Here is an 18,915-nt window from a genome sequence, read left to right on the forward strand (position 1 = left end):
TGCTGGCCCTCACGCCACGCCGCTGCGCCAGGGAGGCTGTCTGAATATCTTCGCACCGCTGGTCCGCCGCCCGGTCGGCACCTCGTTGCTCGCGATCGGCCTGATGCTGGGCGGCTTGTGGGCGTACCTGCTGCTCGGCGTGGCGGCGTTCCCGTCGATCGAGTTTCCCGGCGTGGCGGTGTTCGCGCAGATGCCCGGCGCCAGCGCGCAGACCATGGCCTCCACCGTGGTCGCGCCGCTGGAACGCCATCTCGGGCGCATCCCCGGGGTGCGCATGATGGCCTCCAGCGCCAGCGAGGGCGGCGCGCAGATCCAGGTCATCTTCAACATGGACCGCGGCGCCGACAAGGCTGCGCGCGACGTGCAGGCGGCGATCAACTCGGCCGCGCCGGACCTGCCGCCCGGGCTGCCCAGCCCGCCCGGCTACGTCAAGTTCGACACCTCGCAGATTCCGGTACTGCTGGTCTCGCTGACCTCCTCCAGCCTGCCGCCGGACCAGCTGTACGATCTCGCCGACACCTTGCTGAAGCCGGCGGTGGCGCAGATCCCCGGCGTGGCCCAGGTGCAGGTGGGCGGCGGCACGCCGCATGCGGTGCGCATCGTGCTGGACACCCGTGCGCTGGTGGGCATGGGCGTCACCGCCAACGACGTGGCCAATGCGCTGCGCGCGGCCAACGTCAGCTCGCCGCAGGGCATGCTCAGCAACGGCGTCACGCGCATGACGGTGAGCGCCAGCGACGCGCTGCACACGGTGCCGGACTTCGCCGCGCTGGTGGTCGCCAGCCGCAACGGCGTGCCGGTGCGCCTGGCCGACGTGGCGACGATCAGCGGCGGCCAGGAAAACAAGTACGCCGCGGCGTGGTTCAACGGCCAGCGTGCGGTGGTGATGCAGATCAACAAGCGGCCGGAGGCGAACGCGGTGGCCACCGTGCAAGCGGTCCGCGCACGCCTGCCCGAGCTGCGCGGCCTGCTGCCGGCCGACGCCACCATCACCCCGATCTTCGACTTCACCCCGACCACGCTGTCGGCGCTGCACGAGGTGCAGGTAGCGCTGCTGATGGGCATCGTGATGGTGGCGCTGGTGATGCTGGTGTTCCTGCGCCGGCTGCGGCCCACCGTGATCGCGATGTTCAGCGTGCCGCTGTCGCTGGCCGGCGCGTTCGTGGCGATGTGGATGCTCGGCTTCACCCTGAACATCTTCTCGCTGGTGGCGCTGGTGCTGTGCGTGGGCTTCGTGGTGGACGACGCGATCGTGGTGATCGAGAACATCGTGCGTCACATGGAACGCGGCGAGCCGCCGCTGCAGGCGGCGCTCAAGGGCGTGCGCGAGATCGGTTTCACCGTGCTCTCGATCACGCTGTCGCTGATCGCCGTGTTCGGGCCGATGGTGTTCGGCAACAACATGTTCACCATGCTGATGCGCGAGTTCTCGGTGACCCTGATCGCCACCATCGTGATCTCCGCACTGGTCTCGCTCACGCTGACCCCGGCGTTGTGCGGCGCCTGGCTGGCGCACGAGCCCTCCGGCGCGCGCACAGCGGGGCGGCTGGAGCGGCTGGCCGAGCGTTTCGACAGCGGCATGCTGCGCGTCTACGAGCGCGCGCTGGACTGGGCGATGCGGCACCGTCGGATCATGCGCTGGCAGCCGATCATCCTGCTGGTGCTTACCATCGGCCTGGCGGTGGTGGTGGTGATGACCGCCGGCGGCGGCCTGATGCCGAAGGAGGACACCGGCCTGCTGCAGGCGAGCATCACCGCCGACGCCAACGTCTCGCCGCTGCTGCTGTCCCGGCGCACGCAGGAGGTGGCGGCGAAGGTCAAGGCCGACCCGGCGGTGCGCGACGTCTCTGCCTTCCTCGGCGGCAACAACGGCGGCGGCGCGGTCGGCAACCAGGCCAGCCTGTTCGTCGACCTGAAGCCGCCGGGCGACCGGCCCGGCGACCGCCACGTCAGCTCCCAGGCGGTGGTCGACCGGCTGGACAAGGTCTTCAAGAACGTGCCGGACCTGGACGTGTCGCTCTCGGTCAACCAGTTCATCGGCGGTGGCGGCGGTGCGGGCGGCGGCCGGGGGCAGTATGCGTTCCAGCTCGACAGCGTGGACGGCGTGCCGCTGCAGCAGCCCACCCTGAAGCTGGCGCGGGTGATGCGCGGCATGAAACAGTTCCGCAACGTCAGCACCAGCTTCGACAGCATCGGCAAGCAGCAGATGCTGCAGGTGGACCGCAACGCCGCCGCGCGGCTGCACGTGAGTGTGGCCCAGGTCGACACGGCGCTGGCCAACGCATTCGGGCAGACCCCGGTTTCCACCATCTATTCGGACATCAACCAGTACCGCGTGGTGATCACCGCCGAGAGTGCCGAGTCGCTGAGCCCGGCCACCCTGCTCAATACCTACGTGCGCAACACGCAGGGAGAGATGATCCCGCTGTCCGCGCTGGCGCAGATCCGGCCGCACATCGCGCCGGTCAGCATCAGCCACTTCGACCAGCTCGAATCGGCCGCGATCAACTACAACCTGGCCAAGGGCGTCACCCAGGCGGATGGCTTGAAACTGGTCGAGCAAGCGATGTTCGCCGCGCAGCTGCCGCCCGGCGTACACAAGAAGTACAGCGGCGACAACAAGAACCTGGTCGACGCGATGAACAACGCGCTGATCATGCTGCTGGCGGTGATCCTGGTGATGTACGTGGTGCTCGGCATCCTGTACGAGAGCCTGGTCCACCCGCTGACCATCCTTTCCACCCTGCCGGCCGCCGGCATGGGCGCGTTCCTGGCGATGCTGGTCACGCATACCCAGCTGACCCTGATGTCGGTGATCGCGGTGCTGATGCTGATCGGCATCGTCAAGAAGAACGCGATCCTGATGGTCGACTTCGCCCTGGTCGCCGAACGCGACCGCGGCATGTCGCCGCCGGCGGCGATCCGCGAAGCGGCGCTGGTGCGCTTCCGCCCGATCACCATGACCACCCTGGTGGCGATGGGCGCGGCGCTGCCGCTGGCGGTCGGTTTCGGCTACGGCTCGGAGATGCGCCAGCCGCTCGGCATCGCCATCCTCGGCGGCCTGTTCGTGTCGCAGCTGCTGACCTTGCTGAGCACCCCTGCGATCTACCTGTGGCAACACGACCACCGCGAGCGCAAGGCAGCGCGGCGGCAGCTGCGCGCCGAGATCAAGCGCCAGCGCCTGGTGCAGCAGCAGATGCCGGCCTTGCCGAAATAGCCGCCACTACCCCTGCCTTCCGGCAGGGTGTGGACTTCAGGCACATACGCCGCGAGGCGCCGAAAGGCATAAAGTGGGCATGCACGGACTGCCCACCCCTTCCCCGACCTCCCCACGCCTGCCTCGCGCGCGGGCGGAAGCGCCATGAACATCTTTGCCCCGTTGATCCGCCGCCCGGTCGGCACCTCGCTGCTCGCGCTCGGCCTGATGCTGGCCGGGCTGTGGGCGTACCTGCTGCTCGGCGTGGCGGCGCTGCCGTCGCTGGATTTCCCCGGCGTGTACGTGGTGGCCAGCCAGCCCGGCGCCAGCGCGCAGACCATGGCCAACACCGTGCTGGCGCCGCTGGAGCGGCACCTGGGGCGCATTCCCGGCGTCGACGAGATGTACGGCAACGCCAGCGAGGGCCAGGCCTCGGTGATGGTGCGCTTCACCTTCGACCGCACCGCAGACAGCGCCGCGCGCGACGTGCAGGCGGCGATCAACGCGGCCGCGGTCGACCTGCCCAGCGGCATGCCGTCGCCACCGCAGTACTTCAAGTTCGACACCGCGCAGATCCCGATCCTGTTCCTCACGCTGACCTCGACCGGGCTGCCGCAGGACCAGCTGTTCGACCTGGCCGACACTATGCTGAAGCCGGCGGTGGCGCAGATCGACGGCGTGGCCCAGGTGCAGGTGTTCGGCGGCACCCCGCATGCGGTGCGCATCGAGCTGGACAACGGTGCGCTGGCGGCCAAGGGCCTCACCACCAACGACGTGGCCAACGCGCTGCGCGCGGCCAACGTCACCTCGCCGCAGGGCACGCTGAGCGACGGCCGCACGCAGATGACGGTGAGCGCCAGCGACGGCCTGCAGACGCCGGCCGAGTTCGCCCGCCTGCTGATCTCGGTGAAGAACGGCACGCCGGTGCGGCTGTCCGACGTGGCGAAGGTCTACAGCGGCCAGCAGGATGAGTACCAGGCGGCCTGGTTCAACGACGCGCGCGCGGTCGGCCTGCAGATCAGCAAGCGGCCGGAGGCGAATGCGGTGGCCACGGTGGAGGCGATCCGCGCGCGATTGCCGCAGCTGCGCGCTTCGCTGCCGCAGAACGTGACGATGACGCCGGTGTTCGACCTCACCCAGACCACCAAGTCGGCGCTGCACGAGGTGCAGGTGGCGCTGCTGATCTCGATTGCGATGGTGGTGCTGGTGATGCTGGTGTTCCTGCGCCGGCTGCGGCCCACGCTGATCGCCACGCTGAGCGTGCCGCTGTCGCTGGCCGGCGCGTTCGTGGTGATGTGGGCGCTGGGCTACACGCTCAACACGCTGTCGTTGGTGGCGCTGGTGCTGTGCATCGGCTTCGTGGTGGACGACGCGATCGTGGTGATCGAGAACATCGTGCGCCACATGGAGCGCGGCGAGCCGCCGATGCAGGCCGCGCTCACCGGCGTGCGCGAGATCGGCTTCACGGTGATCTCGATCACCTTGTCGCTGGTGGCGGTGTTCGCGCCGCTCCTGTTCGGCAACAACATGCTGATCATGCTGCTGCGCGAGTTCTCGGTGACGCTGACCGCGGCGGTGGTGATCTCGGCGCTGGTCTCGCTCACGCTGACCCCGGCGCTGTGCGCGTGGATGCTGACCCACGAGCCGGAGCGCAGCAGGCCGCCCGGGCGGATCGAGCAGGCGGTGGAGAACTTCGACCGCAAGCTGCTGCACGTCTACCAGCGTGCGCTGGACTGGGCGATGCACCATCGCCGGATCATGCGCTGGCAGCCGCTCACGCTGCTGGTGCTGACCTTCGTGCTCGGTTTCGCGGTGGCCAAGACCGCCGGCGGCACCTTCATGCCCGACGAGGACACCGGCCAGCTGCAGGTGGACATCAGCGCCGACGCCAACATCTCGCCGGCCGAACTGACCGCGCGTGCGCTGGCGGTGGCCAAGATCATGCAGGCCGACCCCGCCGTGCTCGACCAGCTCACCATGCTCGGCCGCGACGGTGGCGGTGGCGGCGCGGTGGGCAACAACGCGCAGATGTTCGTCGACCTCAAGCCGCGCGGCAGCGGGCCGGGCCAGCGCCGCGAAGGCATCAAGCAGGTGGTCGAGCGGCTGTCCAAGCAGTACGACAAGCTGGCCAACGTGAAGGTCTCGGTCAGCGCCGCGCAGTTCCTCGGCGGCGGCGGCAGCGGCGACAAGGGCGGCCAATACGAATTCCAGCTGGTCAGCAGCAACGGCGGCGACCTGCAGCCGTGGACGCTGAAGATGGTGCGGCAGCTGCGCGGCATGCAGCAGTTCCGCGACGTCAGCAGCAGCTTCGACCAGGTCGGCAAGCAGCAGCTGCTGCGGATCGACCGCGAGGCGGCCGCTCGCCTGCACGTGGGCGTCGGCACCATCGACTCGGCGCTGTACAACGCGTTCGGCCAGCGCCAGGTCTCGCAGATCTATTCCGACATCAACCAGTACGCGGTGGTACTCAGCACCGGCGCGGCCGAGCGGGTGAGCCCGGAGTCGCTGCTGGACGTGCGCGTGCGCAACGAGCAGGGGCGGATGATTCCGCTATCGGCGCTGGCGACGATCGAGCCGAACATGAGTCCGCTGCGCGTGCGCCACCACAACCAGCTGGAGGCGGCCACGATCAGCTACAACCTGGCCAAGGACGTCACCCAGGACGTCGGCGTGAAGCTGGTCGAGCAGGCCGCCTACGCCGCGCGCCTGCCGGCCGGCATGCGGGTGGATTTCACCGGCGCCAACCAGCGCCTGAAGCAGGCCCAGTCCAACGGCATGGTGCTGCTGCTCGGCTCGATCCTGGCGATGTACATCGTGCTGGGCATCCTCTATGAAAGCCTTGGCCATCCGCTGACCATCCTGTCCACCCTGCCGGCGGCCGGCGCCGGTGCGTTCCTGGCGATGCTGGTGACGCAGACGCAGATCTCGATGATGGCGATCATCGCGATCCTGATGCTGATCGGCATCGTCAAGAAGAACGCGATCCTGATGGTCGACTTCGCGCTGGTCGCCGAACGCGAGCGGGGATTGCCCGCACCCGAGGCGATCCGCGAGGCGGCACTGGTGCGCTTTCGCCCGATCACCATGACCACCCTGGTGGCGATGGGTGCCGCGCTGCCGCTGGCGATCGGCTTCGGCATCGGCTCGGAAATGCGCCAGCCGCTCGGCATCGCCATCGTCGGCGGTTTGCTGGTGTCGCAGTTGCTGACCCTGCTGAGCACGCCGGCGATCTACCTGTGGAATTACGACCGCAAGATCCGCAAGGCGGCGCGCAGGGAGCGCAAGGCGGAGAAGAAACGCTTGAAGACGTTGGGCAAGGTGCAGACGGCGTCCTGACCCGGCGCCGCCACGGAACGTCAACTCGCTCCCGTCGCCCGGCGCCGCGCCGGAGATCTCATGCTGGCGCTGCCCCGGGCCGCGCCGCACCGATGCTGCGCAGCGCCGGGCTGGTCATGCAGGCGAGGGCGATCGCGCTCAGTGTCAGTCCCGCCGCGGTGAACAAGGTCGCCAGTGAGGCCACCTTCAACAGGCTGCCGGCGATCGCGGCCGCCAGCGGGCCCAGCCCCATGAAGGCGAACATCAGCACGCTCATGGTACGGCCCATCATCTCCGGGGCCACGCGGTGCTGGATCCAGCTGATGATGGCAATCTGCGCGATACCGGCGAGCACGCCGGTGCAGGCCAGCAGCATGGCGCCGGCGAAGGTCGAGTGCACCAGCGCCAGCGTGGCCAGCGCCAGCCCGGCGAGGCTGTCGATGCCCAGCACCATCAGGCCGAGCCGGCCGCGTACCAGCTTCGTCGCGACACCGGAGAGGACGCTGCCCAGCAGCATGCCGCCACCGTTCGCGGTCATCAGGATGCCCAGCGACGCAGCACCCAGGTCCAGCCGGGTATCGGCCAGCACCGGCAGGCCGACCTGGATCGGGCCACCCACGAACACCGATACCACGGCGGCATAGAGGATGAATGCGCGCAGCGGCAGGTCGGCCCAGATGTTGCGGATGCCGCTGGCGACGTTCGCCAGCACGCTGCCGACCGGGGCCTTCGGGTGGTGGTCGCTGTGGATGCGGATCAGCAGCAGCGAGCCGAGCGAGAACAGGAAGCTCACCGCATCGATGCCGAACGCGAGTCCGAGCCCGGCGGCATCGGCCACGCCGTTGCCGTGGCTACCGTGCGCGCCGACGCTGATCAGCAGGCCGGCGATCGCCGGGCCGACGATCATGCTCAGCTGGCGCGTGCCCATGAACAGCGCGTTGGCCGGCTGCAGCTGCTGCGGCGGGATCAGCTGCGGCAGGATCGCCGAACCCGCCGGATAGGCAAACGCGGTGGACAGGCCGATGCCCAGCGCGAGCGCGTAGACCGTCCACATCTGGATCGCCCCGGCCAGCACCAGCACGGCGAGCAGGCTGACCAGCAGCGCATTGACCGCGCGCGCGCCGAGCAGCACCCGCCGCGGCGACATGCGATCCACCACCGCACCACCGATCAGCATGAACAGCGCCCGCGGCAGCGCCATCGCGGCCAGCACCAGGCCGAGCGCGGCCGGGTCGCCGGTGAGTTTCAGCACCAGCCACGGCAACGCCACCAGGGTGAACTGGTCGCCGATCGCCGAGATCGTGCTGCCGCCGAACAACAGCGTGAAGTTGTGGTTGGCGAACAGCGATGATCGAGCTGCTGTGGGCATCGGAAGTCCCTTGATGATGGATTGACGCTGCGCCCTTGCAGCGCATCGGCAGGTCTGGCGTGCGTTTTCGCGGATCGTGCAGGGCAATCAATCGTGGAAGTGGTGGCGCTGGGCATGCCACCAGCACCCCCAGAACACGCCGATCACTACGGAAATGCCACCGAACACGAGTGCCGGCACGCGCGCATCGCCGAGGTCGGTGCGTACGAGCGGGCTGATGATCGAGTAGACCGTGCTTGCCGCCAGCAGCACGAAGCCCGACCGCCAGGCGAACAGCATGCGTCGATAGATGCCAAGGGCGACGCCGAGCATCGCGATGGAGCCCGCGCCGACGAGCATGCGAAACGTTTCGTTTGCATAGGGTGTGATCACGGCTCCGTCAGGGCCGCCGCGATAGGTCTGGATGCCGCTGATCGCCGAAATGATGCCCAGGAGCCCGAACAGGGTGAACAGCCCGGCCAGCGTGTAGATGAAAACGGGTGTCTTGCCAGTCGCCGCCTGGTCGGCAAGGCCTGCACCCTGGCCCGGCGTGGCGGTGTCCGGCAGTACTTGCAGAGCGGTGCGCATGACATGGGTGAGCCAGGCGGCGTCGTTCCGTGAAAACCATTGACCCAGCGCCGTCAGCCCGACGCCGAAGCCCATCATCCCGACGGCCGCCAGCGGGAACATGGCGGCTTTCGGCGATGCCACGGCAGCCGCCGAGCCGGCCACCGCGAACAATGCAAGCATGCCAAGCCAGAACGCCATGAACACCTTCACCAATAGCATCATGGTGAAACGGCCGCGCAGCACCACCTTGCCCTGCCGTTGCTCGAACCTGCCGATGAAGAACGGCTTGAACGAGTTGCCGACCATCGGAATGACCCGCTGCAACGACACGCGGTTTTCCTGCACCGTGCCAGCCGCGCATTCCTGCGTGGCGAACGGAAACGACCACCGGCGCGTCGCGGCTCGCAGTCGCTCCACGGATTCGTTCATGCCGAACGCGCTCACGAATTCGACGGGCTCGGAACCCGTCCAGACGTTCTTGATCCAGCGGAACATGCCACCCCCTCACGACAGGCTCGCGTTTGCCCATCATCGCAGATCGCCCGGTTCGCCATGAAGTCGAGCGGTATCCGGGCATGCCTGCGCGGACAGGCGGCACGTCACGAGCATGGCTCGGCACGACTTGCTAAGGTTGAGCCCTTTCCACCAAAGGGACCGCCCATGCATCTGCGTCCGGCTGCCTTGCTCGCCCCGCTCGTCCTGCTGACCGCGCTGGCTTCGCCGCCGCTGCTCGCGGCCGAACTGGCCATTCCGCCGATCCAGTACCATCAGCGCACCTTGCCGAACGGCTTGCAGGTGCTCAGCGTGGAGGATCACGCCAGCCCGAACGTGGCGGTGCAGGTGTGGTACCACGTGGGCTCGAAGGACGACCCGCAGGGGCGTTCCGGCTTCGCGCATCTGTTCGAGCACCTGATGTTCAAGAGCACCAAGCACATGCACGCCGAGCAGTTCGACCGGCTCACCGAGGACGTCGGCGGCGCCAACAACGCCTCCACCGGCGACGACGTCACCAACTATTTCGAGGTGGTGCCGAGCAACCATCTGCAGACCCTGCTGTGGGCCGAGGCCGAGCGGCTGTCCAACCTCAACGTGGACGAGGCGAACTTCAAGTCCGAGCGCGCGGTGGTGGAGGAGGAATACCGCCAGAGCGTGCTGGCCAACCCGTACGGCAAGCTGTTCAACGCGATTGACCCGCACTCGTACACCGTGCATCCGTACAAGCGCCCCACCATCGGCAGCATCGAGGACCTGGAGGCGGCCTCGCTGCCGGACGTGATCGCGTTCCACCAGACCTTCTACCGGCCGGACAATGCCACCCTGATCGTCGCCGGCGATTTCGATCCGAAGCAGCTCGATGCGTGGGTCGATCAGTATTTCGGCTGGATCCCGAAACCGGCCGCGCCGATCCCGCAGGTCACCGCGCAGGAACCGAAGCGCAAGAAGAACCTGCGCTACACCGTCACCAGCGAAACCGCGCCGCTGCCCGCGGTGGCGCTCACCTGGCTGCTGCCGCCGGCGTCCGACACGGCCGACCGCATCCCGCTGCAGGTCGCCGCCGCGCTGCTTTCGCAGGGCGATTCCTCGCGGTTGTACCAGTCGCTGGTGTATCGCCACCAGGTTGCCCAGCGGGTCGGCGCCGATGCCGACGGCCGGGTCGGCCCGGGCCTGTTCACCGCCTACGCGATCCTCGCCAGCGGCCACCAGCCGGCCGAGGCGGAGAAGCTGCTGCACGAGGAGATCATCTGGCTGGCGACCCAGCCGATTCCCGCCGCCGAGCTGGACAAGGTGAAGACCCAGCTGCTGACCAGCGAGTTGAAGCAGCGGCAGACCGCGCAGGGCCTGGCCTTCGCGCTGGGCCAGGCGACGCTGATCGACGGCAATCCGGAACACGTCAACACCGACCTGGCCGCGCTGCAGAAAGTCAGCGAGCAGGACGTGCACCGCGTGCTGCAGAAATACGTCACCGGCGCCCACAGCGTCACCATCGACTACCTGCCGCAGCCCGCCGGGGCGGCGACGACCTCGGGAGCAGCGAAATGAGCCGCCGCAAGAACGCCTGCCGTCTGGCCGTCTTTACGGCCATCGCGATCGCCGCCGGTAACGTGGCGGCCGCCGAGTTTCCCGCCACGCCGCCTGCGCCGGGCCCCGCGCCGCAGCTGACCGTGCCGACGCCGTCGACGCAAACCCTGGCGAACGGCCTGCAGGTGATCAGCGTGCGCCGCGCCGGCCTGCCGCTGGTCACCGCGCAGCTGGTGTTGCGCAGCGGCGGCGAGATGGACCCGCCGGTGCTGGCCGGCCTGGCCGACCTCACCGCGAGCCTGCTGACCAAGGGCGCCGCCGGCCAGAGCGCGCCGCAGATCGCCGCCGCCGCCGAGGCGTTGGGCGGTTCGCTGGATGCCGATGCCGGCTGGGACGAAAGTGCGGTCGGCATCACCGTGACCACGCCGAAGTTGCCGCAGGCGCTGGGCCTGCTCGCCGAAGTGGTGCGCCAGCCGGATTTCAGCGCGGCCGAGCTGAAGCGGGCGCAGGCGCAGGCGATCGACGACCTGCGCCTGCTGCTGAGCCGGCCTACCGCGCTGGCCTCGCTGGCGGCCAGCCGCGGCGTGTTCGGCGACGGCGCCTACGGCCATTCGCGCGGCGGCACGCCGGCCTCGATCGCGCGGATCGGCCGCGCCGACGTGCAGCGGCTGCATGCCGCGCTGTACCGGCCGGACAACGCGATCCTGATCCTCGCCGGCGACATCACCCCGGCCCAGGCGCAACAGCTGGCGCAGGCCAGCTTCGGCGATTGGCCGAAGCCGGCCACGCCGCTGCCTGCGCGCGCGGCAGGCAAGGCCGCCAGCCGCGTGCCGGCGATCGTGCTGATCGACCAGCGCGGCGCCGGCCAGGCCGGCGTGGTCGCGGCGCATGCAGCGCCGTCGCGCAGCGACGACGGCTACTACGTGGGCACGCTCGCCAACGCGGTGCTCGGCGGCTCGTACTCGGCGCGCCTGAACGAGGAGATCCGCATCAAGCGCGGCCTGTCCTATGGCGCCAACAGCCGGCTGCAGCCGTTGCGCGACGCCGGCCTGTGGCTGGCCTCGGCGCAGACCAAGAACCCGTCCGCGGCGCAGGTGGTCGAATTGATGCTGGGCGAGTTCAGGCGGCTGGGCGACACGCGGGTTTCCGCCGACGAGTTGGCCGCGCGCAAGGCCACCCTGATCGGCGGCTACGGCCGCAGCCTGGAAACCACCACCGGGCTGGCCGAACAGGTCGGCGAGCTGGCCGTGTATGGCGTGCCGCTGGACCAGATCGGCCGGTACGTCGCCAAGGTGCAGGCGGTGACGCCGAAGCAGATCGAGAAGTACGCGGACAAGCATCTGAATGCCGGCGCCAGCACGGTGGTGGTGGTCGGCGACGCCGCGCAGTTCGCCGCGGACGTCCGCAAGGCGCATCCGCAGGCCGCGCTGCTGGAATCGACCGCGCTGGACCTGGACAGCCCGACCCTGCAGCCGGTGGTCGGCAAGTAGTTTTTCTCCAGCGCGGGCGGCACCCGAACCCCGGCCATCGTGCCGGGGTTTTTACATCGCGCGGGCAACAATCCGTTGCCGAAATCGCACCAAAGGAAAGCTGCGCCGGGCGTCGGCCATTTGTAGACTATGCGGTACATAAAAAGAAACCTGCCGCGAGGTTGCCCCATGTCCCTTCGTCCCCTCATCCGCAGCGCGCTCGCGCTCGCCCTGGTCACCGCCGCGCTGCCTGCGACGGCCGCCCGCTTCGAGCTGCAGGCCGGCCGCAGCTATTCGAACAGCCACGGCGCGAACACCGCCTTCGTCGAGGCCGTGTTCGCGCCGCAGCCGCTGGGCCAGACCCGCTTCACTTGGGCGCCGGATGTCTCGCTCGGCTGGATCGACGGCCGCCACGTGGCGACCGACGACAGCCGCTACACCAATCGCGACTCGGTGGCGTTGCTGGCCGCCGGCGCGCGTTTCCACTTCGGCGAGGCCGGCGACTGGTACCAGCCGCTGTTTTTCAGCGAACAGCTCGCCGTCACCAACCACGCCACCCACGCACTCTCCAGCCACTACCAGTTCGTCAGCACGCTGGGCTGGCAGGCGAAGCATTTCAGCGTGGCGCTGCGGCACGTCTCCAATGGCGGGCTGCACCGCCCGAACACCGGCGAGACGATGGCGCTGGTCGGCGTCGCGTTCGATCTCTGAGATCGCGGCGGACGGCTCCGTGCGGAGCCGTTCGTCGATGCCAATGCGTGCCGGCGGCTTCAGTGGCCGCCGGAGACGCTGCGCGCCTTCGGCGTGAACGGCGGCCTGGCCAGCCAGATCACCAGCACCAGCGCGAGGAAGATCCAGCCCAGCGCGTGGAACACCTCGTTGAACGAGATCTGGTAGGCCTGCTGGGTGATGATGTCGTTGAGCACGCCGGCGGCGGCCTGCTGGTTGCCCTGGCCGAGCTGATGCATCGCGGCCTGCGTGGTCGGACTGTAGGCGGTGATGTGCTCGGTCAGCTGTTCGTGGTGGGTCACCGCGCGGCGCTCCCACAGCAAGGTGGTGAGCGAGGCGGAGAAGCTGCCGCCCAGCGTGCGCAGGAAGGTGGCCAGGCCGGAGCCGGAGGCGATCTCGTTCTGCTGCAGGTCCGACAGCAGGATGGTCAGCACCGGCATGAAGAACAGCGCCACGCCCAGGCCCTGCCACAGCTGCACCATCGCCACGTGGTAGAAGTCGATGCCGATGAAGAAATCCGAGCGCATGAAGCAGGTCAGGCCCATCACCACGAACGCGGCCGCCGCCAGCAGCCGCAGGTCCATGCGCGGCCCGTACTTGCCGACGACGAAGGTCAGCAGCACCGGGATGATGCCCAGCGGTGCGCTGGCGTAGCCGGCCCAGATCGAGGTGTAGCCGAGGTTGCGCTGCAGCCACAGCGGCACCATCAGTGCGATCGCGAAGAACGCCGCGTAACCGAGGATCAGCGCAATCGTGCCGACGGTGAAGTTGCGGTGGCGGAACAGTTTCAGGTCGACGATCGGGTCCTTGTCGGTCAGCTCCCAGATCAGGAACACCGCGATGCCGATTGCCGCGACGATGCTGGTGACGATGATGAAGGTGGAGTTGAACCAGTCCTCGTCGTTGCCCTTGTCCAACACGATCTGCAGCGCGCCCACGCCGATGATCAGGCTGATCAGGCCGACGTAGTCGATCTTCGGCCGCTCGGTCTTCTCCACCTTCCCGCGCAGCTGGTCGGCCACCACCATGCTGGCGAAGATGCCGATCGGCACGTTGATGAAGAAGATCCACGGCCATGAATAGTTGTCGGTGATCCAGCCGCCGAGGATCGGGCCGGCGATCGGCGCCACCACCGTCACCATCGCCAGCAGCGCCAGCGCCATGCCGCGCTTGGCCGGCGGATAGATGCCGATCAGCAGGCTCTGCGTGATCGGGTACATCGGCCCGGCCACCGCGCCCTGCAGCGCGCGGAACAGGATCAGCATGCCCATGCTCTGCGACACGCCGCACAGGAACGAGGCCAGCGCGAACAGCAGCGTGCAGGCGGTGAACAGCCGCACCTCGCCGAAGCGGCGGCTGAGGAAGCCGGTCAGCGGCAGCGCGATCGCCATGCTCACCGCGAACGAGGTGATCACCCAGGTGCTCTGGTTGCTGCTCACGCCGAGGTTGCCGGCGATGGTCGGCAGCGACACGTTGGCGATGGTGGTGTCCAGCACCTGCATGAAGGTGGCCAGCGACAGGCCGATCGTGCTGAGCGCCAGGCTGGGTGGGCGGAATTCGGTAGTCATCGGAATCGGCCGGAGGTGGAAGATCTGCTCCTCCCCCTGCAACGCAGGGGGAGGTCGGGAGGGGGTTGCTCCTGGCCTGAAAGATCAAGAGCACCCCACCCCAACCCTCCCCTGCGCAGCAGGGGAGGGAGCTGCTGGAATTACTTGGTGCGGGCCATGTTGGCGTGGACGATCTGCGTGATCGCCGCGTCGGCTTTGGCCAGTTGCTGCCGATAGACGTCGGTGCTGAAGGCGGGCTTGCTCGGCGAGCGCTGCGACAGCATCGGGCCGCTGCGGTCGTGCAGGCTCACGTCCACGTCCAGCGACATGCCGATGCGCAGCGGGTGCTGGTCGAGCTGGGCCGGATCGTCGAACACGATGCGCACCGGGATGCGCTGCACGATCTTGATCCAGTTGCCGGTGGCGTTCTGCGCCGGCAGCAGCGAGAACGCGCTGCCGGTGCCGACGCCCAGGCTCTGCACCTTGCCCTTGTATTCCACCGCGCTGCCGTAGACGTCGGACCTGATCGTCACCGGCTGGCCGATGCGCATGTCGGTGAGCTGGGTTTCCTTGAAGTTCGCATCCACCCACACGCCATGCAGCGGCACCACCGCCATCAGCGCGGCGCCCGGCTGCACGCGCTGGCCGACCTGCACCGAGCGTTTGGCCACATAGCCATCCACCGGCGCGATCAGGGTGGCGCGCACGTCGTCGAGGAAGGCGGCGCGCAGGCGGGCCGAGGCGGCCTGCACGTCCGGGTGCGAGGCGACCACGGTGTCGTCGACCAGCACCTTGCTAGTCTGGTACTGCTGCTGCGCCGCGGTCAGCGCGCTCTCGGCGCTGGTCAGCGCGTCGCTGGCATGCGCCAGCTCCTCGGCCGAGATCGCGCCGGACCTGGCCAGCGCCACGCGCCGGTGGTAGTCCGCGCGCGCCTTGTCCACCGCAGTCTGGCGCGCGGCCACGTCGGCGCGGGCACCGCTGACGCTGGAGTACAGCCCGCGCACCTTGCGCACGGTGTTGGCCAGGTTGGCCTTCGCCTCGGCCAGCGCCACGTCGGCATCGCTGGGGTCGAGCCGCACCAGCACGTCGCCGGCGTGCACCAGGTCGCCGTCATCGGCGCCGATGCTGACCACGGTGCCGGGCACCTGCGGGGTGATCTGCACCACGTTGCCGTTGACGTAGGCGTCGTCGGTGCCTTCGTACCAGCGCCCGTCGAGGAAATACCACAGCGCCCAGCCGATCACGGCGAGCAGCACCACGACGGCGAGCAGGCGCAGCAGCGGGCCGCGCGGGTTCTTCCGCGCGGACGGGGCGAGCTCGGGCGCGGTTGGATTCTGGCTGGACATGGGGCTGCCTCAGGAATGTGACGGGGTGGGAGACGGGGTGTCGGCCTGCGGCTGGAAACCGCCGCCGAGGGCCTGGATCAGCTGCACCGACAGATCGATCTGCTGCGCCGCGAGCGCGGCGCTGCCGCGTTCGGCGGCGAGCAGCTGCTGGCGCACGCTGAGCGCTTCCAGGTAGCTGCCGATGCCGGCCCGGTAGCGTTGTTCGGCAAGCTCCCAGGCCTGTTGCGCGGCATCCTGCGCGCGTTGCTGCGCGGCAATCTGCGTCTGCAGCGAGTCGCGCGCGGACAGCTCGTCGGCGACCTGGTTGAGCGCGCCGACCAGGGTCTGGTTGTACTGCGCCACGGCGAGGTCGTATTGCGCATCCTTGCCGGACAGGTTCGCGCGCCGGCGGCCGCCGTCGAAGATCGGCAGGCTGAGCGATGGCCCGACCTGGTAGAACCGTCCGGCCAGGCTGAACGGGTTGGCGCCGCCCATGCTGACCACGCCGGCCATCGCGCCGATGCTGATGTTCGGCAGGAAAGTGGTCTTCGCCACCTTGATGTCCTTGCCCGCCGCCTCGACGCGCCAGCGCGCGGCGACCAGGTCGGCGCGGTGGCCGAGCAGGTCCAGCGGCAGATTGGACGGCACCGCCAGCACGCCCGGCTGCAGCAATCGCGGCCGGGCGATCTGCAGCCCGCGGTCGGGGCCCTTGCCCAGCAGCACCGCCAGCGACGAGCGCGCAGCCTCGACCGCGCGGCTGGCCAGCGCCACCTGCTGCTCGGCGCTGGCCACCTCGGCGTCGCCCTGCTTCAGCGCGATCTGGTTGTCGATGCCGGCGGCGACGCGCTGGCGGGTCAGCTCGCGCGACTGCTGCGCGCGCTGCAGCTCGCCGGCGGTCAGGTCCTGCTGGGTGAACGCGTAGCCGAGCTGCGCATAGGCGCGGGCCAGGTTGCCGGAAAGTTCGATGCGTGCGGCGCGGGCGTCGACCTCGGCGGCGCGCGCCTGGCCCACGGCCGCTTCCCACGCGGCGCGCTTGCCGCCCCACAGGTCCAGGTCCCACTGAAAGCTGGCGTAGCCGTACTTGGCCAGCGCGAAGTGCGCCTTGTCGCCGAGCAGCGCGGCCGGCGGCCGGGCGCCGGCGATCGCGGCGCCGCCATTCACGCTGGGCCCGCGTGCGGCACCGGCGATGCCCGCCGCGGCCTGCGCCGCGCGGGCGCGGGCGTCGGCGACGCCGAGGCCGGGGTTGTCCTGCAGCGCCTCGGCGATCAGCGCGTCGAGCTGCGGGTCGCCCAGCCCGCGCCACCAGTCGGTGGTCGGCCACGCGGCCGCGGACAGGTGGGCCAGGCTGCGTCCGGCCTTCAGCGCAGCCGGATCGATCGGCGTGCCGTCGGGGTGCAGGCCGCCGCTGCTGGCGCAGGCGGCCAGCGCAAGGGTCAGGGCGGCCGCAGCCGCAAGTCGATGCAGACGCATGGGAAGGTCCAGGGTGGAAAGGGTCAGTGCTTGTCGCGCAGCGCGTGCAGCACGCGCTCCAGGTAATCGTGCAGCCGCACCTGCTCGGCTTCGTCCAGCGAGCGCTGGGCTGCCCTGAGCACGCGATCGTTGCAGTCGGTCAGCTCCTGCCACAGCGTGGTGCCGGCCGCGGTCAGCTCGATCCGCAGGGCGCGGCGATCCTGCTCATGCCGGCAGCGGCGCAGGTAGCCCTTGCCCTCGAGATGGTCGAGCTGGCGGGTCATCGCGCCGCCGTCCAGTTCGACCGAACGGGCCAACTCGCTGGCCGACATCGGGCCGAGCCGGGCCAGCCGCTTGAGGATCAGGAACTGGGTGAAGCTCAGGTTCAGGCCCTTCGCCGCCAGTTCGGCTTCCATCGCGCGCACGATCTCGGCGCGGACGAGCCCGAGCAGGATGCCGAGACTTTCCCGGGGGGTGGCGAAAGCTAGCGATTCGGAGTTCATGGCCGCGCATTCTATTGCCTCAAGTATATTTGTCAAGGCAAATATATGCTGAATTGCATTTGCTTCGGCAAGAGATCAGGCGGCGCGCATCCGCTGGGCCTGCAGCTCGTCGTGCACCAGCGCGCGCAGCGCCGGATCGCGGAGGGTGAACAGCTCGAACACGCCCAGCGCCTGCAGGGTCGGCAGTTGCGCCAGCAGGCGGGGTTCGGCGTCGCGGCGCACCGATTCGGGGGTGGCCGGATCCAGCATCAACTGCGCGTGCACCACGAAGTCGGTGAGCGCGTCGCTGCGTGCGGCGTGCAGCGGGGCGGGGACGGGGAGTAACGACATGTCGATCTCCTGCATGGATGGACACAAGGACGTCTGCGCGTGGCGCGCCGTGACAGGCTGTTGCCGCACGGGCTGGCGTGGCGAGCGGGGCGGCAGGCCGCAGACCGGGCGGGGCCGCACCGCCGGCGTCACGGTCACGTGCGGGCACATGACTTGGGGGACAGGCGACGGTAGGTCGCTGCCGCTAGCATGGGAAGGCAGTCCCCACTGCTGGTACTCCCACTACCACCCGGGCATGCCCATGCGCACCTCCCAGCAACGCACCGAGCTGAAGGCTTTCCTGCGCGCGCGCCGCGCCGCGCTCGTCCCCGAGGCGGTCGGCCTGCCGCGCGGGCCGCGCCGGCTGACGCCGGGGCTGCGTCGCGAGGAGGTGGCGGCGTTGGCCCAGGTCGGCGTCAGCTGGTACACGTGGCTGGAGCAGGGCCGCGCGATCAACGTGTCGGCCGCGGCGCTGACGCGGATCGCGCGTGCGCTGGCGCTGTCGCCGACCGACGAAGCCTACCTGTTCGCGCTGATGGGGCTGACACGCACCGACGTGCCGGAGCACCACTTCAGCCTGCCGCCGGTCATGCGCGAGGTGCTGGACCTGTACCAGGCGCCGGCCTTCGTGCTGGACACGGTGTTCAACCTGCTGGCGTGGAACCGCATGGCCGAATGCCTGTACGACTTCGGCGAATTCGGCGGGCCGTTCGCCGACAACCACCTGTGGAACGCGTTCATGAACCCGGCGCGGCGGCGGCTGTACCCGGATTTCGAGAACGGCGCACTGAACCTGCTCGGCATGTTCCGCATGAACCAGGCGGCGCATCCGGAAGACCCGCGCTTCCACCAGCTGATCGAGGCGCTGAATGTGGCCAGCGCGGAGTTCGTCGCGCTGTGGCAGCGCTGCCACACCGCGCCGCTGAGCGCGATCACGGTGCCGTTCTTCCATCCCGAATTCGGCGACCTCAGCATCCACTCGATGCGCCTGCCGATCCGCGACGGCGACCACGTCGACCGCGCCACCGCGTTCTTCTTCGCGCCGGCGAATGCCGAAACCGCCGCGAGTTTCGCCCGCGTCGCCCGCCGCCTTGCTGCGCAGCAGGCCGCACCGGCACAGGCCTGAGCGTCGCGCC

The 18,915-nt window shown here is 69.3% G+C and carries 13 protein-coding genes; 6 read left to right on the forward strand and 7 right to left on the reverse strand.

Going from position 1 to position 18,915, the window contains the following annotated elements; genetic code table 11:
- Positions 1 to 40 precede the first annotated feature (40 nt).
- Together RHOOR87_RS0115020 and RHOOR87_RS0115025 are read left to right on the forward strand one after the other, a co-directional pair.
- On the forward strand, positions 41 to 3,217 hold the full coding sequence (locus tag RHOOR87_RS0115020) for an efflux RND transporter permease subunit (RefSeq protein WP_027485464.1): 3,177 nt from the start codon (positions 41 to 43) through the stop codon (positions 3,215 to 3,217).
- 144 nt (positions 3,218 to 3,361) lie between these two features.
- A complete protein-coding gene (locus RHOOR87_RS0115025; RefSeq protein ID WP_015446456.1) occupies positions 3,362 to 6,532 on the forward strand; it encodes an efflux RND transporter permease subunit in 3,171 nt (1,056 codons plus the stop codon).
- 58 nt (positions 6,533 to 6,590) lie between these two features.
- Here RHOOR87_RS0115025 and RHOOR87_RS0115030 read toward each other — a convergent pair whose 3' ends face one another.
- Together RHOOR87_RS0115030 and RHOOR87_RS0115035 are read right to left on the reverse strand one after the other, a co-directional pair.
- Entirely contained in the window at positions 6,591 to 7,880 is a 1,290-nt protein-coding gene (locus RHOOR87_RS0115030; protein ID WP_027485465.1) for an MFS transporter, read from the reverse strand.
- Positions 7,881 to 7,967: 87 nt separating this feature from the next.
- Positions 7,968 to 8,924: a hypothetical protein gene (locus RHOOR87_RS0115035; RefSeq protein WP_027485466.1), complete on the reverse strand. Its 957-nt coding sequence runs from the start codon at positions 8,922 to 8,924 to the stop codon at positions 7,968 to 7,970.
- A 165-nt stretch (positions 8,925 to 9,089) separates the two neighbouring features.
- Here RHOOR87_RS0115035 and RHOOR87_RS0115040 point away from each other — a divergent pair, with 165 nt between their 5' ends.
- From RHOOR87_RS0115040 to RHOOR87_RS0115050, 3 genes are all read left to right on the forward strand, one after another.
- Entirely contained in the window at positions 9,090 to 10,469 is a 1,380-nt protein-coding gene (locus tag RHOOR87_RS0115040; RefSeq protein WP_027485467.1) for a pitrilysin family protein, read from the forward strand.
- Positions 10,466 to 11,938: a pitrilysin family protein gene (locus RHOOR87_RS0115045; protein WP_027485468.1), complete on the forward strand. Its 1,473-nt coding sequence runs from the start codon at positions 10,466 to 10,468 to the stop codon at positions 11,936 to 11,938. Before RHOOR87_RS0115040 ends, RHOOR87_RS0115045 begins: the two co-directional genes overlap by 4 nt.
- 168 nt (positions 11,939 to 12,106) lie before the next feature.
- Positions 12,107 to 12,628: an acyloxyacyl hydrolase gene (locus RHOOR87_RS0115050; RefSeq protein ID WP_027485469.1), complete on the forward strand. Its 522-nt coding sequence runs from the start codon at positions 12,107 to 12,109 to the stop codon at positions 12,626 to 12,628.
- A 59-nt stretch (positions 12,629 to 12,687) separates the two neighbouring features.
- Here the strand turns inward: RHOOR87_RS0115050 and RHOOR87_RS0115055 are convergent, their stop codons facing one another.
- The 5 genes from RHOOR87_RS0115055 to RHOOR87_RS0115075 form a co-directional block, all read right to left on the reverse strand.
- Positions 12,688 to 14,214 carry a DHA2 family efflux MFS transporter permease subunit gene (locus tag RHOOR87_RS0115055; protein ID WP_027485470.1) on the reverse strand — a complete coding sequence of 509 codons (1,527 nt, stop codon included), beginning with the start codon at positions 14,212 to 14,214 and terminating at the stop codon, positions 12,688 to 12,690.
- Between the two features lie 140 nt (positions 14,215 to 14,354).
- On the reverse strand, positions 14,355 to 15,539 hold the full coding sequence (locus RHOOR87_RS0115060) for an HlyD family efflux transporter periplasmic adaptor subunit (protein WP_027485471.1): 1,185 nt from the start codon (positions 15,537 to 15,539) through the stop codon (positions 14,355 to 14,357).
- A 9-nt stretch (positions 15,540 to 15,548) separates the two neighbouring features.
- The gene (locus tag RHOOR87_RS0115065) at positions 15,549 to 16,988 is read right to left on the reverse strand and encodes an efflux transporter outer membrane subunit (protein ID WP_027485472.1); all 1,440 of its coding nucleotides are present in this window, start codon (positions 16,986 to 16,988) and stop codon (positions 15,549 to 15,551) included.
- Between the two features lie 23 nt (positions 16,989 to 17,011).
- Positions 17,012 to 17,470, reverse strand: a complete 459-nt coding sequence (locus RHOOR87_RS0115070; RefSeq protein WP_027485473.1) for a MarR family transcriptional regulator — start codon at positions 17,468 to 17,470, stop codon at positions 17,012 to 17,014.
- A 75-nt stretch (positions 17,471 to 17,545) separates the two neighbouring features.
- The gene (locus tag RHOOR87_RS0115075) at positions 17,546 to 17,800 is read right to left on the reverse strand and encodes a hypothetical protein (protein WP_043795681.1); all 255 of its coding nucleotides are present in this window, start codon (positions 17,798 to 17,800) and stop codon (positions 17,546 to 17,548) included.
- Positions 17,801 to 18,041: 241 nt separating this feature from the next.
- On the opposite strand from RHOOR87_RS0115075, the gene RHOOR87_RS0115080 reads away from it, so the two are divergent.
- Complete coding sequence (locus RHOOR87_RS0115080) at positions 18,042 to 18,905, forward strand: helix-turn-helix transcriptional regulator (RefSeq protein WP_043292431.1); 864 nt, start codon at positions 18,042 to 18,044, stop codon at positions 18,903 to 18,905.
- The last annotated feature ends 10 nt before the right edge of the window (positions 18,906 to 18,915 follow it).

It is taken from the genome of Rhodanobacter sp. OR87, assembly GCF_000473345.1.
In the GTDB taxonomy this organism is placed as follows: Bacteria; Pseudomonadota; Gammaproteobacteria; order Xanthomonadales; family Rhodanobacteraceae; genus Rhodanobacter; species Rhodanobacter denitrificans.

Excerpts from the sequence above, each read along its gene's own strand:
- RHOOR87_RS0115055 (WP_027485470.1), bottom strand. The coding sequence starts at position 14,214 with ATGACTACCGAATTCCGCCCACCCAGCCTGGCGCTCAGCACGATCGGC.
- RHOOR87_RS0115065 (WP_027485472.1), bottom strand. The coding sequence starts at position 16,988 with ATGCGTCTGCATCGACTTGCGGCTGCGGCCGCCCTGACCCTTGCGCTG.
- RHOOR87_RS0115080 (WP_043292431.1), top strand. The coding sequence starts at position 18,042 with ATGCGCACCTCCCAGCAACGCACCGAGCTGAAGGCTTTCCTGCGCGCG.
- RHOOR87_RS0115040 (WP_027485467.1), top strand. The coding sequence starts at position 9,090 with ATGCATCTGCGTCCGGCTGCCTTGCTCGCCCCGCTCGTCCTGCTGACC.
- RHOOR87_RS0115050 (WP_027485469.1), top strand. The coding sequence starts at position 12,107 with ATGTCCCTTCGTCCCCTCATCCGCAGCGCGCTCGCGCTCGCCCTGGTC.
- RHOOR87_RS0115070 (WP_027485473.1), bottom strand. The coding sequence starts at position 17,470 with ATGAACTCCGAATCGCTAGCTTTCGCCACCCCCCGGGAAAGTCTCGGC.
- RHOOR87_RS0115030 (WP_027485465.1), bottom strand. The coding sequence starts at position 7,880 with ATGCCCACAGCAGCTCGATCATCGCTGTTCGCCAACCACAACTTCACG.
- RHOOR87_RS0115035 (WP_027485466.1), bottom strand. The coding sequence starts at position 8,924 with ATGTTCCGCTGGATCAAGAACGTCTGGACGGGTTCCGAGCCCGTCGAA.
- RHOOR87_RS0115025 (WP_015446456.1), top strand. The coding sequence starts at position 3,362 with ATGAACATCTTTGCCCCGTTGATCCGCCGCCCGGTCGGCACCTCGCTG.
- RHOOR87_RS0115075 (WP_043795681.1), bottom strand. The coding sequence starts at position 17,800 with ATGTCGTTACTCCCCGTCCCCGCCCCGCTGCACGCCGCACGCAGCGAC.
- RHOOR87_RS0115060 (WP_027485471.1), bottom strand. The coding sequence starts at position 15,539 with ATGTCCAGCCAGAATCCAACCGCGCCCGAGCTCGCCCCGTCCGCGCGG.
- RHOOR87_RS0115045 (WP_027485468.1), top strand. The coding sequence starts at position 10,466 with ATGAGCCGCCGCAAGAACGCCTGCCGTCTGGCCGTCTTTACGGCCATC.